General features: G+C 40.6%; 17 protein-coding genes. 14 read left to right on the plus strand and 3 right to left on the minus strand.

All coding sequences use genetic code 11. The features are described from left to right. Positions 1-10: 10 nt before the first annotated feature. Complete coding sequence (locus tag G509_RS0115625) at positions 11-457, plus strand: response regulator (protein WP_026992402.1); 447 nt, start codon at positions 11-13, stop codon at positions 455-457. 55 nt (positions 458-512) lie between these two features. On the opposite strand, the gene G509_RS0115630 is transcribed toward G509_RS0115625, so the two are convergent. Next, positions 513-776 (minus strand): DUF4834 family protein, encoded by a 264-nt coding sequence (locus tag G509_RS0115630; protein ID WP_026992403.1) that lies wholly within the window; start codon positions 774-776, stop codon positions 513-515. 126 nt (positions 777-902) lie between these two features. Between G509_RS0115630 and G509_RS22245 the strand changes: the two genes are divergently transcribed. Together G509_RS22245 and G509_RS0115640 are read left to right on the plus strand one after the other, a co-directional pair. Continuing rightward, positions 903-1,910 (plus strand): transporter, encoded by a 1,008-nt coding sequence (locus tag G509_RS22245; RefSeq protein WP_051200261.1) that lies wholly within the window; start codon positions 903-905, stop codon positions 1,908-1,910. Further along, entirely contained in the window at positions 1,907-3,028 is a 1,122-nt protein-coding gene (locus G509_RS0115640) for a hypothetical protein (RefSeq protein WP_026992404.1), read from the plus strand. The genes G509_RS22245 and G509_RS0115640 overlap by 4 nt, the downstream gene beginning before the upstream one ends. A 118-nt stretch (positions 3,029-3,146) precedes the next feature. Here the strand turns inward: G509_RS0115640 and capB are convergent, their stop codons facing one another. Continuing rightward, positions 3,147-4,412: a cysteate-C-fatty acyltransferase gene (gene capB / locus G509_RS0115645; RefSeq protein WP_026992405.1), complete on the minus strand. Its 1,266-nt coding sequence runs from the start codon at positions 4,410-4,412 to the stop codon at positions 3,147-3,149. Between the two features lie 267 nt (positions 4,413-4,679). Here capB and G509_RS0115650 point away from each other — a divergent pair, with 267 nt between their 5' ends. From G509_RS0115650 to G509_RS0115675, 6 genes are all read left to right on the plus strand, one after another. Next, on the plus strand, positions 4,680-5,015 hold the full coding sequence (locus tag G509_RS0115650) for a TM2 domain-containing protein (RefSeq protein ID WP_026992406.1): 336 nt from the start codon (positions 4,680-4,682) through the stop codon (positions 5,013-5,015). A gap of 4 nt (positions 5,016-5,019) precedes the next feature. Next, positions 5,020-5,427, plus strand: coding sequence for a DUF2752 domain-containing protein (locus tag G509_RS0115655; protein WP_026992407.1), 408 nt, complete (start codon positions 5,020-5,022; stop codon positions 5,425-5,427). After that, entirely contained in the window at positions 5,424-5,951 is a 528-nt protein-coding gene (locus G509_RS22250; RefSeq protein ID WP_131450691.1) for a magnetosome magnetite crystal formation protein family, read from the plus strand. The genes G509_RS0115655 and G509_RS22250 overlap by 4 nt, the downstream gene beginning before the upstream one ends. Beyond that, positions 5,948-6,520, plus strand: a complete 573-nt coding sequence (locus tag G509_RS0115665) for a non-canonical purine NTP diphosphatase (RefSeq protein WP_026992408.1) — start codon at positions 5,948-5,950, stop codon at positions 6,518-6,520. Before G509_RS22250 ends, G509_RS0115665 begins: the two co-directional genes overlap by 4 nt. Positions 6,521-6,619: 99 nt before the next feature. Beyond that, complete coding sequence (locus G509_RS0115670; RefSeq protein WP_026992409.1) at positions 6,620-8,467, plus strand: DEAD/DEAH box helicase; 1,848 nt, start codon at positions 6,620-6,622, stop codon at positions 8,465-8,467. 82 nt (positions 8,468-8,549) lie between these two features. Next, positions 8,550-9,323: a carboxypeptidase-like regulatory domain-containing protein gene (locus G509_RS0115675; protein WP_026992410.1), complete on the plus strand. Its 774-nt coding sequence runs from the start codon at positions 8,550-8,552 to the stop codon at positions 9,321-9,323. Positions 9,324-9,326: 3 nt separating this feature from the next. Here G509_RS0115675 and G509_RS0115680 read toward each other — a convergent pair whose 3' ends face one another. Next, positions 9,327-9,995, minus strand: coding sequence for a TrmH family RNA methyltransferase (locus tag G509_RS0115680; RefSeq protein ID WP_026992411.1), 669 nt, complete (start codon positions 9,993-9,995; stop codon positions 9,327-9,329). Between the two features lie 55 nt (positions 9,996-10,050). On the opposite strand from G509_RS0115680, the gene G509_RS0115685 reads away from it, so the two are divergent. The 5 genes from G509_RS0115685 to purB all read left to right on the plus strand — a co-directional run bounded on the left by G509_RS0115685 (position 10,051) and on the right by purB (position 13,782). Next, positions 10,051-10,584, plus strand: coding sequence for an RNA polymerase sigma factor (locus G509_RS0115685; protein ID WP_026992412.1), 534 nt, complete (start codon positions 10,051-10,053; stop codon positions 10,582-10,584). Then, on the plus strand, positions 10,581-11,363 hold the full coding sequence (locus G509_RS0115690) for an anti-sigma factor (protein ID WP_026992413.1): 783 nt from the start codon (positions 10,581-10,583) through the stop codon (positions 11,361-11,363). Before G509_RS0115685 ends, G509_RS0115690 begins: the two co-directional genes overlap by 4 nt. 97 nt (positions 11,364-11,460) lie before the next feature. Then, on the plus strand, positions 11,461-12,150 hold the full coding sequence (locus G509_RS0115695; protein WP_026992414.1) for an SIR2 family NAD-dependent protein deacylase: 690 nt from the start codon (positions 11,461-11,463) through the stop codon (positions 12,148-12,150). A 39-nt stretch (positions 12,151-12,189) separates the two neighbouring features. Further along, the gene (locus tag G509_RS23415; protein WP_207382684.1) at positions 12,190-12,342 is read left to right on the plus strand and encodes a hypothetical protein; all 153 of its coding nucleotides are present in this window, start codon (positions 12,190-12,192) and stop codon (positions 12,340-12,342) included. 87 nt (positions 12,343-12,429) lie between these two features. Further along, positions 12,430-13,782 carry an adenylosuccinate lyase gene (gene purB / locus G509_RS0115705; protein ID WP_026992415.1) on the plus strand — a complete coding sequence of 451 codons (1,353 nt, stop codon included), beginning with the start codon at positions 12,430-12,432 and terminating at the stop codon, positions 13,780-13,782. The last annotated feature ends 76 nt before the right edge of the window (positions 13,783-13,858 follow it).

The following is a 13,858-nucleotide window of genomic DNA, read 5'->3' on the forward strand; positions in this document are numbered from 1 at the left end:
ACAAAAATAAATGCGTCCAACACCACTACACATAATGCTTGCCGATGACGATGAAGATGATCGATTGTTTTTTAAGGAGGCATTTGAAGAAGTTAAAATAAAATACGATATCTCTACCTTTAATGATGGAGAGCAGCTAATGGAATACCTTAGCGACCCTCAAAATTCGTTACCGGATATTGTTTTCCTGGATTTAAATATGCCCCGCAAATCGGGCATGGAATGTTTAAAGGAAATTCGCAGCAGCGACAGGCTTAAAAGGATATCTGTAGCCATATATTCTACTTCTTCGTCTGAACAGGATATAGAAGATACCTTTGTGGCAGGCGCCAATGTTTATATTAAAAAGCCAAACGATTTTAATATGCTTAAAAAAGTGCTAAGCGATGTAGTGCACATTAACTGGCAGTATATAGTAGACGGCCTTAATAAAGATAGTTTTATACTAAGCCTTTAATTAGACCCGAACGTAAATAACAAAGCCCTTTCTGTAAAAAGAAAGGGCTTTGTTTTTATTCTATTTCTTCAAAGTCTATATATTCTCCTACTTTTTTCTTTTCTGCAGGGCGTTCCTGCGCTTTATCCTGTGCTGCAGATTGCTGCTGGTACTGGTCTTGGGTATTTTGCTGGCGCTGGTAAATACTCTGCTCAGCCTTTTTTACCACCTGCTGTACAATAACCGGCGCTAATAATCGCATAATATACCTTAAAGCATAGTAAACCAGTACTATAATAACCAAACTCCTTAATAAGCCCGAAAATGATGCTGTTTCCATTATCATAAAATTTTGTCAAAAATAAACAATCTGCGTTTTAAAATTAAATCAAGGCTCACAAAATAATAATAAATTATCTATTTTTGATGAGCATTAACTAAACAACAACCAATAAACGAGCCAAACATGACCCGATATAAAATTTTTTTTGGGCTTATCCTGCTTTTAGGCACGGGAACAACACAGGCACAATATACAGACCAGATTAACACCAACAGGCCGGGGCAGTCTATGTCAGCTTTTTCTGTTGGTGAGACCATTTTTCAGATGGAAACCGGAATTTATGGCATAATGGAAGATCATGACGTACTAAATTACGAAGCTAAAGGTGTTGGCCTTGACCTTGCCCTTAGATACGGAGTGTTTTTTGAAGAACTGGAAATTGTAGCAAACTTTCAGTACCAGTTCGACCAGTATAAAGATGCCATATACAGCTATGGACGTAACGATTTTAGACAAATGACCATTGGTGCCAAATACCTGGTTTACGACCCAGACAAGAACTATACGCCAGAAATTAACCTGTACAGCTGGAAAGCCAACCATAAGTTTAAATGGAGAAGCCTTATACCTGCCATTGCTGTTTATGGTGGTATGAATCTTATTGGCAAAAACAATCCATACACTTTTCCTACCGATAAAATGAGCCCAAAGCTTATGGTAATTGCCCATAACCATTTTGGTAAATGGGTTTGGGTTAACAACATTATTGCCGATAAATTTCTTACAGACTATCCAAGCCTTGGCTGGATTACTACACTTACAAGGGGCTTTAATGCCAAATGGTCGGGCTTTGTAGAGTTTCAGGGATATTCCAGCGATTATTATGCCGATGGTATTTTTAGGCTTGGCGCCGCCCACCTGCTTACCGATACAATGCAGATAGATGCCTCGATAAGCTCTAACTTTAAAGATACACCGTCTATACTTTATGGTGGCGTAGGTTTTTCGTGGAGATTTGATGCCAATTATAACGACATTTTATTGCCTGGAAAAGGCGACCGTGAAGACGAGTATAATGCCGAACAGAAAAAGAAAAACGAGGAAAGGAATAAAAAGAAAAAAGAACGCGAAGAAAGGCGTAAAAAAATAGAAGAACCAACTTCTGAACCTGTTGAGACACCTGCACCATGATAACTATTAAAGAAGCCAAGACAAAAGGCGAAATAAAAGAATTTATTAAATTTTCGTTCGAACTTTATAAAGACAACCCCTACTGGATACCGCCGCTTATAAGCGACGAAATGGAAAACTTTGATAAAGAGAAGAACCCCGCTTTTAACGATGCCGAGGCTAAATTTTATCTTGCCTATCGCGATAATAAAATTGTAGGCAAAACTGCTGCCATTATAAACTGGCAGGAAGTTAACGAGCAGCATAAAAAAAAGGTGCGCTTTGGCTGGTTTGATGTTATAGACGATATAGAGGTAACCAAAGCCCTTTTAAATAAAGTATACGAATACGGTCGCGAACACAATTTAGAGTATGCCGAAGGCCCTATAGGCTTTAGCAACCTGGATAAGGTTGGCGTACTTACAGAAGGTTTCGACCAGATGGGTACCGCCATTACCTGGTACAATCATGCGTACTATAAAGACCATTTTGAGCAATTGGGCTACGTTAAAGAAAAAGAATACCAGGAAAGTGTATTCCCATTCAGTAATGTAAAGCCGGTAATGTTTGAAAAGGCAGCCGAACTGGTTAAACGCCGTTACGGACTTAAAGCCTTAACTTTTACATCTACCAAAGATGTTATGCCCCATGTAGATAAAATGTTCGATTTGTTTAATGCTACGTATGCCAAACTGTCGTCTTTTGTGGCGGTATCTGACGTGCAGAAAGAATATTTTAAGCAAAAGTACATTGGGATGATAAACCCGGAGTACATTAATTTTGTGATAGATAAAGATGAAAAGCTGGTAGCCTTTAGTATTGTGATGCCATCTTTTGCAGAAGCACTTAAAAAGGCCAACGGAAAGCTTTTTCCATTCGGGTTTTTACATCTTCTTAAAGCAAAAAAGCACAGTAAAGATGTAGTTTTTTACCTTATTGGTGTTAATGAGGAGTACCAGAACAAAGGTGTTACAGCCATAATTTTTGAAGAGTACTACAACACGTTTACCAAAAATAAGATCGAAACCTGTATACGTACCCCGGAGCTTGAAGAGAACCATGCCATACACAACTTATGGAAACACTTTGGCCCTATAATCAACAAACGCAGGTGTACCTACCGTAAAGACATAAATTAAGCAAAGCCCCGTTAGGGGCTTTCTTATTTAATATAAGTATGCAATAATCAAATCATTTTGAGACATAAAAAAAGCCCCTGATGGGGCTTTTTAATATTTTGAAGATTGGCAATTAAGCCTACTCTGCATCAAGGTCTACTTTAGTTTCGGCAGCAATCCTTTTATAGGTACCGTTCTCTAAACGCTCGCGAATATCTTCGTATGCAGTAAGCGTTTCGTTAATATCGTTAATAGTATGCGTAGCGGTTGGTATCATCCTTAATAAGATAATGCCTTTAGGTATAACCGGGTAAATTACTATCGACAAGAAAATACCGTAGTTTTCCCTAAGATCGTTTACCATTACCATAGCTTCCGGAACACTACCTTCAAGGTAAACCGGTGTAACACACGTGTTAGTATCACCAATATTAAACCCTTTAGCTTTAAGTCCGTTTTGCAGCGCATCTACATTCTCCCACAGCTTAGCTTTAAGCTCTGGCATTGTGCGAAGCATATCAAGGCGTTTAAGGGCACCTTTTACAAAAATCATAGGCAATGCTTTAGCAAACATTTGCGAACGAAGGTTATACTTTAAAAAGTCAATAGTGTCTTTATCGGCAGCAATAAAAGCACCAATACCGGCCATAGATTTTGCAAACGTACTAAAGTACACATCTATACCCGCCTGGCAGCCCTGCTCTTCACCCGCTCCTGCACCGGTTTTACCCAAAGTACCAAAGCCGTGCGCATCATCTACCAATAGCCTAAAGTTGTATTTTTCTTTAAGTGCTACTATTTCCTGCAGCCTGCCCTGCTGGCCCCTCATACCAAAAACACCCTCGGTAATAACAAGTATACCACCGCCGGTAGTTTCGGCCATGTTAGTGGCGCGTTCAAGGTTTTTTTCAAGGCTCTCTATATCGTTATGCTTGTATGTAAAGCGTTTGCCCATGTGTAGGCGAACACCATCTATAATACAGGCATGAGAATCTACATCATAAACAATAACATCGTTTTTAGATACAAGCGCATCTATGGTACTAACCATACCCTGGTAACCAAAATTTAAAAGGTAAGCCGATTCTTTTTGTACAAAAGCAGCAAGCTCCTGCTCCAGTTGCTCGTGCCATGTAGTGTGGCCGCTCATCATCCTGGCACCCATCGGATAAGCCGCACCATATTCGGCAGCAGCCTCTGCATCAACTTTTAAAACCTCGGGGTGGTTAGCCAGGCCAAGATAATCGTTAATACTCCAGTTTAGTACTTCTTTACCACGAAACATCATGCGGTTAGACAGTGGCCCCTCCAGTTTAGGAAATACAAAATAGCCTTCTGCCTGTGATGCCCATTTACCTAACGGGCCTTTATTTTTTTGAATTCTTTCGAACAGATCTTTAACCATAATTCAAAGTTTAGTGTCGTTTTTTAAAAACGCACCAAAAGTAAATATTAAATTGCTCACATCATAATATTTTTTGAATATCAGTGTAACAAATCATGGCAGACAACTACTAATTTGTTAAAATAAAAAATATATATTTGGCATTATGCTTTTTACATTTAGTTTACAATAGTGTAACAACGCATTTAAAACCAATAAAGCAGCCCACAATGCTGCACAAGCCATAATTTAACCGAACCAATTAATAACCTAATCTTAAAAACACCAATGGATTCACAAAAGGTAGACATGTACTTAATGACAAATGCTAAGTACTTTCAGGCACAACATTTAAATTATATTCGCGAAAGGCTTTTATTGATGGACGAATCTAAATGGTTTATGATTCAGAGCGCCGAGCTTAAAGACCCAACAACACTACTTATAATATCTATAGTTGCGGGTGGTTTAGGTATAGACCGTTTTATGCTGGGCGATACAGGCCTTGGGGTAGCCAAACTATTAACGTGCGGCGGCCTTGGCATCTGGACCATTGTAGACTGGTTTTTGGTAATGGACCTTACACGCCAAAAAAACATGGAAAGGCTACAGGCATTCCTATAATAATATGACAAGAAACAGGCTATACCTGCTTTGGTTTTTAGCATTGCTTGGGGGTTACAGTTATTTACTGTGGGCATTTTTTACAAATGCACAGCATCAAAACTTTACTCCCTGCCTGTTTAAAAACGCAACCGGTATAGCCTGCCCTTCTTGCGGCGTAACACGATCTGTATTACTGCTTACACACGGTACTATTACAGATGCCATTTTACTTAACCCTCTTGGGCTTATTGTAGCCGGCATAATGGTTGTTAGTCCGTTTTGGTTATTGTATGATGTAGCCTTAAAAAAGGACACACTATACAAAAGCTATAAAAAATTTGAAGCAATTGTAACCATAAAATGGGTCGCAATACTTCTTATAACCTTAATTTTAGCAAACTGGGCCTGGAATATTACTAAAGGATTATGATGACCGATACCAAAACAGCCGAAATTGTTTATCCACAAGAGTTAGAGCAAGCCTCTAACGCCTATTTAATGACGGTAGTTACCATAATTGCCGGCCTGCCCCTACCTATTATTAATGTTATAGCAGCAGTATTTTTTTACCTTGCCCAGCGCAAAGCCAGTTACTTTGTGCGCTGGCACTCCATCCAGTCCATACTGTCTCAGGCATTAATGATACCCTTTAACAGCTTTGCCTTTGCGTGGACCTTAAAAATAATACTTGGCAACCGCCTGCATATTTTTGAACAGGATGGGCCACACCACTATACTACCAGCAGTGCATTGGCATCAGAATTCTTTTATTCGGCATCATTATATTACTGGTCGTACATAGCTTTTATAATCTTTTTAAACATAATAGAGTTTATTGCTGTTGTATCTACAGCGGCACAGGTTAGAAAAGGCAAAAATGTGCGTTGGTTTTTAATTGCCAACCTTACCGATGCTATAACCAGCAAAAAAAACCGCGATAAATACAGAATATGAAACTTGTTTTTGCATCTAACAATAAAAATAAAATACTCGAAATTAAGCACCAGCTTGGCGATAGTGTAGAACTATTAAGTCTTGAAGACATTGGCTGCCACGAAGAAATTCCGGAAACGGCCGATACTATAGAGGGCAATGCCCTACTTAAAGCCGACTACGTTACCAAAAACTACGGCTACAATTGCTTTGCCGATGATACAGGATTAGAGGTTGATGCCCTTAATGGCGCGCCGGGGGTATATTCGGCACGCTATGCAGGCGAAGAAAAAAGCGCAGAAGCCAACATGGACAAGCTTTTAGCCGAACTAAACGGGAATCAAAACCGCGCTGCACGCTTTAAAACCGTGATTGCCCTGAATATTGATGGCCAGCAACACCATTTTACAGGAATTGTAGATGGTAATATTACTTTAGAAAGAGCCGGAAACATGGGTTTTGGCTACGACCCGGTGTTTATGCCTGTAGGATTAAACGCTACTTTTGCGCAGATTTCTATCGACCAAAAAGCACAACTTAGCCATCGCGGCAGAGCCGTAAAACAGCTTATAGATTTCTTAAAAAGGTAACAATCTGATTTTCAAGCTACCTATTTAAAATAATTGTAGCGTACCTATTAGTATATATCGCTAATAAACAGTACCTTTGCAGCTATTTTAAAATCATATATGAATAAATTTGAACAATTAGGATTGAATGAATCGCTTCTGAAGGCGATAAACGATCTAGGATTTGAAAATCCGTCAGAAGTACAGGAAAAAGCGATTCCCCTATTATTGGAAAAAGATACAGATATTGTGGCCCTTGCACAAACTGGTACAGGGAAAACCGCTGCATTTGGTTTTCCGCTTATCCAGAAGATTGACCCGGATAACAAAAACACACAGGCTCTTATACTATCACCAACACGCGAACTTTGCTTACAAATTACTAACGAGATAAAACTTTACTCTAAGTATATTAAAGGCATTAATACAGTTGCGGTTTATGGCGGCGCCAGCATTACAGAGCAGGCAAGGGATATTAAACGCGGAGCGCAAATTATTGTTGCTACCCCGGGCCGTATGCAGGACATGATTAATCGTGGTCTTGTTAACATTTCTAAAATAGATTTTTGTATTTTGGATGAGGCAGATGAGATGCTAAACATGGGCTTTTATGATGATATCGTAAACATCCTTTCTACATCTCCTGATGATAAAAGTACGTGGTTATTCTCGGCTACTATGCCACAGGAAGTTGCCCGTATTGCTAAAGAGTTTATGAGGAAACCACTTGAAATTACAGTGGGCCACAAAAACTCCGGTTCATCTACTGTATCGCATGAGTTTTACCTTGTTAACGCAAGAGACCGTTACGAGGCACTTAAACGCCTTGCAGATGCTAACCCGGACATTTTCTCGGTTGTATTTTGCCGTACTAAAAGAGATACCCAGGCTGTTGCCGAAAAACTTATTGAAGATGGTTACAGCGCAGCTGCATTGCACGGAGATCTTTCTCAGGCTCAGCGTGACTCTGTAATGAAATCGTTCCGTGGCAGGGCTATCCAGATGCTTGTTGCAACAGACGTTGCTGCACGTGGTATAGACGTAGACAACATTACACACGTTGTTAACTACCAGCTACCAGACGAGATAGAAACTTACAACCACCGTAGTGGCCGTACAGGCCGTGCAGGTAAATTAGGTACATCTATCGTAATTATTACCAAAAGCGAAATACGCAAAATATCGGCTATTGAGAGGATCATCAAACAAAAGTTTGAAGAAAAAACTATCCCTTCAGGTATCGAAATTTGCGAAATACAGCTATTGCACCTTGCAAATAAAATTAATGATGTAGAGGTAGACCACGAAATAGACTCTTACCTTCCTGCAATTTATGAGGTTATGAAAGACCTTACTAAAGAGGAACTTATCAAGAAAATGGTATCGGTAGAGTTTAACAGGTTTATTAGCTACTACAAGAAAAACAGAGACCTTTCATCTCAATCTGCCGGATCAGACAGGCGCGAAAGCACCTCAAGAGAAGGTGGCGATGATGGCGGAGCTGTTAGATACTTTGTAAACATTGGGTCGAGAGATAATTTTGACTGGATGAGCCTTAAAGATTTCTTACGCGATACATTAGGCCTTGGCCGCGATGATGTGTTTAAAGTTGATGTTAAAGAAGGTTTCTCTTTCTTTAATACCGATGCAGAGCACACTCAGATTGTATTAGATACATTAAACAGCCTGCACCTTGAAGGTCGCCGTGTTAATGTAGAGGTTTCTAAAAACGAAGGCAGCAGCAACCGCAGAAGAGACCATAACGGTCGTAGCGGTGGCGGAAGCTTTGGTGGCGGAGGCCGTGGCGGAGAACGCAGCGGTGGTGGATTTGGTGGAAGCCGTCCGCCAAGAACAGGTGGCGACAGCCGTCCTGGAGGCGATAGCCGAGCACCAAGAGGTGGTGGAGACAGCCGCCCTGCAAGAAGAAGCGATTCTTCTGAAAGGGAAAGAAGGCCCCGCAGAAGCTAAGCATAAAAATATTTTAGCATAATTGCATACTAACTACAAAATATCCCGTTAGTTTATTACTTTTACAGTACATAAACAGTCAATGAGATATTTTGTAGTTTTTTTATTCACTTTACTTTCCCTTTCAGCACATTCTCAAACAGAAGCTAAGAAAAAGGAAACCGTATCGGGCACCATCGTGTCAGACATTACTTTACGCCCCATTCCAAGCGTAAGCATCATCAACATCAATACCGTTAAAGGCACTACTACCGATGAGAAAGGTAACTTTACCCTGGAGGCATCGGCAAACGATACTTTGCACGTATCGTACCTGGGTTATCAATCCATCAAGGTTCGTGTAACTAACGACTGGGTTAAGAGCGCCACCAATACTAAAATTCCGCTAACCGAAAGGGCTTACACGCTCGAAGAGGTAGTTATTAATAAATACAACCTTACCGGCTTTTTACAGGTAGACTCTAAACTTGCACCTGTAAGGCAAAATTACCGTTATGCCATTGCGGGATTACCGCAGGGGTATGAGGGTGGCGATAATTCGCCTACGGCCTATAAAAAAATAGTGAGCTCTATTTTTAACCCTGCCGATTTACTAAATAACATATTTGGTAAAAAGCCCAACGAAATGCGCAGGCTTAAGGAAATGAAAAAAGACGATACCGTGCGCAATGCACTTGCTAATAAATTTGACCGCGAAACCCTTGCGGCCTTATTAGGCATTAGCAAAGAAGACATTGCCGATATATTGCAGCGTTGCAACTACTCTGAAGATTTTGTAGCCTCTGCCAACGACCTCCAGATAATGGATGCCATTAGCGGCTGTTATGAAGAGTATAAAGCCATTAACCGCAAATAGGCACTAAACAGGCTGCTCAATATATTTGCGCTTAATAAATTCGATATCCTTTATTGTTTTTTCTGCCCAGTCGATACGTTTTTCCAGCAATTCAGTTTCAGAAAGTTGCCACTTTACATCCGATTTTCGTAACCGGCTGCTAAGGTTTTGCAATATTATGGCTGCCGATGATGATATGTTGAGGCTTTCGGTAAAACCCATCATGGGTATTTTTAAAAACCCATCGGCATGGCTAAGCACTTCTTCAGTAAGGCCCAGCCTTTCGGTACCAAAAAATAATGCCGAGGGTTGCGAGATATCAAAATCATCAAGCAGGCACGAATCTTCGTGCGGCGATGTGGCGATAATACGGTAGCCTTTTGCTTTTAATGCCCTTATACAGGCCGTAGTATTATCAAAACGGTTAACATCTACCCATTTCTGGGCACCAAGGGCAATTTCTTTATCAATCTTTTTTCCGTATTTTTCTTCCACCACATTTAGTTCCTGTATGCCAAAAACCTCGCAGGTGCGCAGTACGGCACTGGTATTATGTAGCTGGAACAAATCTTCTATAGCAACCGTAAAGTGCTTGCTACGCTGCGCAAGCACCTCTAAAAAGCGGTCGCGGCGGCCTGTAGTTATAAAATTTTCGAGGTAGTTAAGGTAATCGGTATCAGAAGTATTTCGCATCTGTATGTTAAAGTTTAAATCTTTTTTAGTAAATTCGGGTAACCAAAATCCAACCATGACACAGGAAGAATTACTTGAGCAAATCTACAAAAAAGACGGCAAAGCCTTTACTGCCCTTTACGACATGTATTCTAAAAGCCTTTACGGCGTTATATACAACCTTATAAAAGACAAAGAAGAGAGCGAAGACGTACTCCAGGAAGTATTTGTAAAAATATGGAAAAACATAGATTCTTACAACGAAAGTAAGGGCCGTTTTTTTACCTGGATACTCAACATTGCCCGCAATAGCTCTATAGACAGGCTTAGATCCAAGAGCCATAATAACAGTTTAAAAAACCTAAGTGCCGACAATTTCGTACATATTCTTGATCACAACACAAGTGTTACCAATAAGATAGACGCAATTGGCATTAGGGAGTTTATTAACAAGCTTAAACCAAAATGCATTAAACTTATCGATTTGCTTTTCTTTAAAGGCTATACCCAGCAGGAAGCCTCAGATGAGCTTGAGATACCTTTGGGCACTGTGAAGACTCAGAACAGAAATTGCATTAGTGAATTAAGAAACATCCTACAGGTACAATGAATACTGAAGAATACATCGCATCCGGAACCTTAGAATTTTATGTTTTCGGACTTTTATCTGAAGCCGAAAACAGGGAGGTTAAGCAGTTAGCCGACAAAGACGAAACCATACAGGCCGAAATACTTTCTATAGAAAAGGCGGTTATAAACCTATCCTACTCTGTTGCGCCACATTTATCGGCCGCAAATTACGAGAAGATACGCCAGCAGCTTATAGAAAAACACAGCGGAGTGGTACAAATGGAACCTAAACGCGGCATGAACCCATACATGGGCTGGGCTGCTGCCGTTATACTTACATTTGGCCTTGCCTACCAGTATTACCAAAATACAGAGGCTACCAAAGAAGTACAGGCTGCTACAGCCAAAACCTCTAAATTTGAGCAACTTGTTGCCAGCTTAGAGCAAAAAAATACTGAGACCGAGAAAGCGCTTGCCGTGGTTCGCGACAATGCCACCAGCATTATTAACCTTGCTGGTCAGGAAATTGCACCACAGGCTTACGCCAAAGTATACCTTAACAGAAACAAGAAAGAAATTTATGTAGACCTTGCCGGCCTGCCTACGCCACCCGATGGTAAGGTATACCAGATCTGGGCGCTTAAGTTAGACCCTCTTACTCCTACCAGCATTGGTGTTATTGCCGATAAAAATGCCAGCAGTGGTATTTTTAGAGTAGATAATAACGATGGTGCCGAGGCCTTTGGTATAACGCTGGAGCCTGCCGGTGGTAGTAAATCGCCTACACTGGAGCAGCTGTATACTTTAGGAAAAGTATAACACCCATTCCACAACAATATTTAATTGAGGGAGTCCAACAGGGCTTCCTTTTTTTATGCACGCTTTTTAATTAGCGCAAACTTTGCTAAATTTGAATATGAAAAAAGTTGTAGTACTTAGTGGCGCAGGCATTAGCGCCGAAAGCGGCATTAGCACCTTTAGGGATGCCGGTGGTTTGTGGGAAGGGCACGATGTTATGGAAGTGGCTTCGCCGGAAGGCTGGCGCAACAACCCGGCATTGGTGCTGGATTTTTACAACAAACGCCGTAAACAGCTTTTTGAGGTACAGCCCAACAGGGCGCATTTTACTGTTGCCGAATTAGAAGCCGATTTTGAGGTTACCGTTATTACCCAAAACGTAGACGACCTGCACGAACGCGCCGGCAGCACCAATGTATTGCACCTGCACGGCGAACTTTTAAAGGCGCGCAGCGTTTACAATACTTTAGATATTATAGATTTTACAGGCGATATTAACCTGGGCGACCTGCACACCGATGGGCACCAGCTACGCCCGCATATTGTGTGGTTTGGCGAGGCTGTACCAGCTATTGAACTTGCCGTACCGCTTGTAGAAGAAGCAGATTATGTTATTGTAATTGGCACATCATTACAGGTGTATCCTGCAGCGGGTCTGCTGGATTTTGCAAAACCTGACGCTGCCGTATTTTACATAGACCCCAAGCCTGCCGGGATACCCAATTTGCACAACCCGCTGGAGGTTTTTCCGTTACTGGCAAGTGAGGGTATGGAGTTAGTGGCGGGGAGATTGAAGGCTGATAAATAATGGATTATCAAATCTAATACATTTTATAATTTCATTATCATGAACAATTGTCATCAAAACACCAATGAAGAACTTCATATTACTTTGTTGAAAAAAGCAATTAATGAAGGCATTGATAGCGGGAGAGCAACTGATTTTGAACCTAAAAAACATCTTGCATTATTAAAAGTCCATAAGGTTAAGAAAAGATAAACCTTTTCAATTTTAATAAACCATCCCCTTTCAATATTCTGCATAAAACCCTATATTTGCGCGCATAAATACAACAACAGAATATTTATGCAACAATTATCTGAACTGAATGCAATATCGCCAATAGATGGCAGGTACAGGGGCAAAACTGTATCTTTAGCGCCTTATTTTTCTGAACAGGCCCTTATAAAATACCGTGTTTTAGTAGAAGTAGAATATTTTATAGCGCTTTGCGAATTGCCTTTGCCGCAGCTTACCGGTGTTAACAAAAACACTTTTGAGCCACTGCGCAACATCTACAAAAACTTTACTGCAGATGATGCACAACAGATAAAAGAAATAGAAAAAACTACCAACCACGATGTTAAAGCCGTGGAATATTTTATAAAAAGCGAATTTGATAAACTTGGGCTTGATGCGTATAAAGAGTTTATACACTTTGGCTTAACCTCTCAGGATATTAACAACACTGCTATTCCGCTTTCTACCAAAGAGGCTTTCCAGGATGTATACATGCCCTCTTTAATTAGTGTTATCTCTAAATTAAAAGAGCTTAGCATAGAGTGGATGGATATACCTATGCTGGCACGCACGCACGGGCAGCCCGCATCGCCAACGCGTTTGGGTAAAGAAATACAGGTTTTTGTAGAGCGATTAGAAGAGCAATTGCGCTACCTTAACAACATACCTTTCGCGGCTAAATTTGGCGGCGCTACCGGTAATTTTAATGCCCACTTTGTGGCTTACCCTAAAACGGACTGGAAGCAATTTGGTAACGATTTTGTTGAAGGCAATCTTGGGTTAAAACACTCGTTCCCCACTACTCAAATTGAGCATTACGACCATTTTGCTGCGTTTTTTGATGCCCTAAAACGCATCAATACTATCCTTATTGATCTTGACCGCGATATCTGGACGTACGTATCAATGGATTATTTTAAGCAAAAAATTAAGGCCGGAGAAATTGGATCGTCGGCTATGCCGCACAAGGTAAACCCTATCGATTTCGAAAATTCTGAAGGTAACTTAGGTATTGCCAATGCTATTTTTGAGCACCTTTCGGCTAAACTGCCAATATCAAGGCTGCAACGCGACCTCACCGATAGTACCGTGCTTAGAAACGTAGGTGTGCCTATTGGCCATACCATAATTGCTTTTGAGGCTACCCTTAAGGGTCTTAATAAATTATTGCTTAATGCAGATAAATTTGCCGAAGACCTGGAAAAAAACTGGGCTGTAGTTGCAGAGGCAATACAAACAATACTTCGCCGTGAGGCCTACCCTAACCCGTATGAGGCATTAAAAGACCTTACCCGTACCAATACGGTTATCGATAAAAATGCTATCCATACCTTTATCAACTCACTTAACGTGACAGATGAAGTTAGGGCAGAATTACTGCACATTACCCCCGCTAATTATTTGGGTATAAACCCATAGCATTAAATATGTATCTATAGATTTGGTTATACAATCAAATCTATAGATACAATTATACATCTGCTTATTATTTAAA

It is taken from the genome of Flavobacterium subsaxonicum WB 4.1-42 = DSM 21790 (assembly GCF_000422725.1).
GTDB classification, from domain to species: domain Bacteria; phylum Bacteroidota; class Bacteroidia; order Flavobacteriales; family Flavobacteriaceae; genus Flavobacterium; species Flavobacterium subsaxonicum.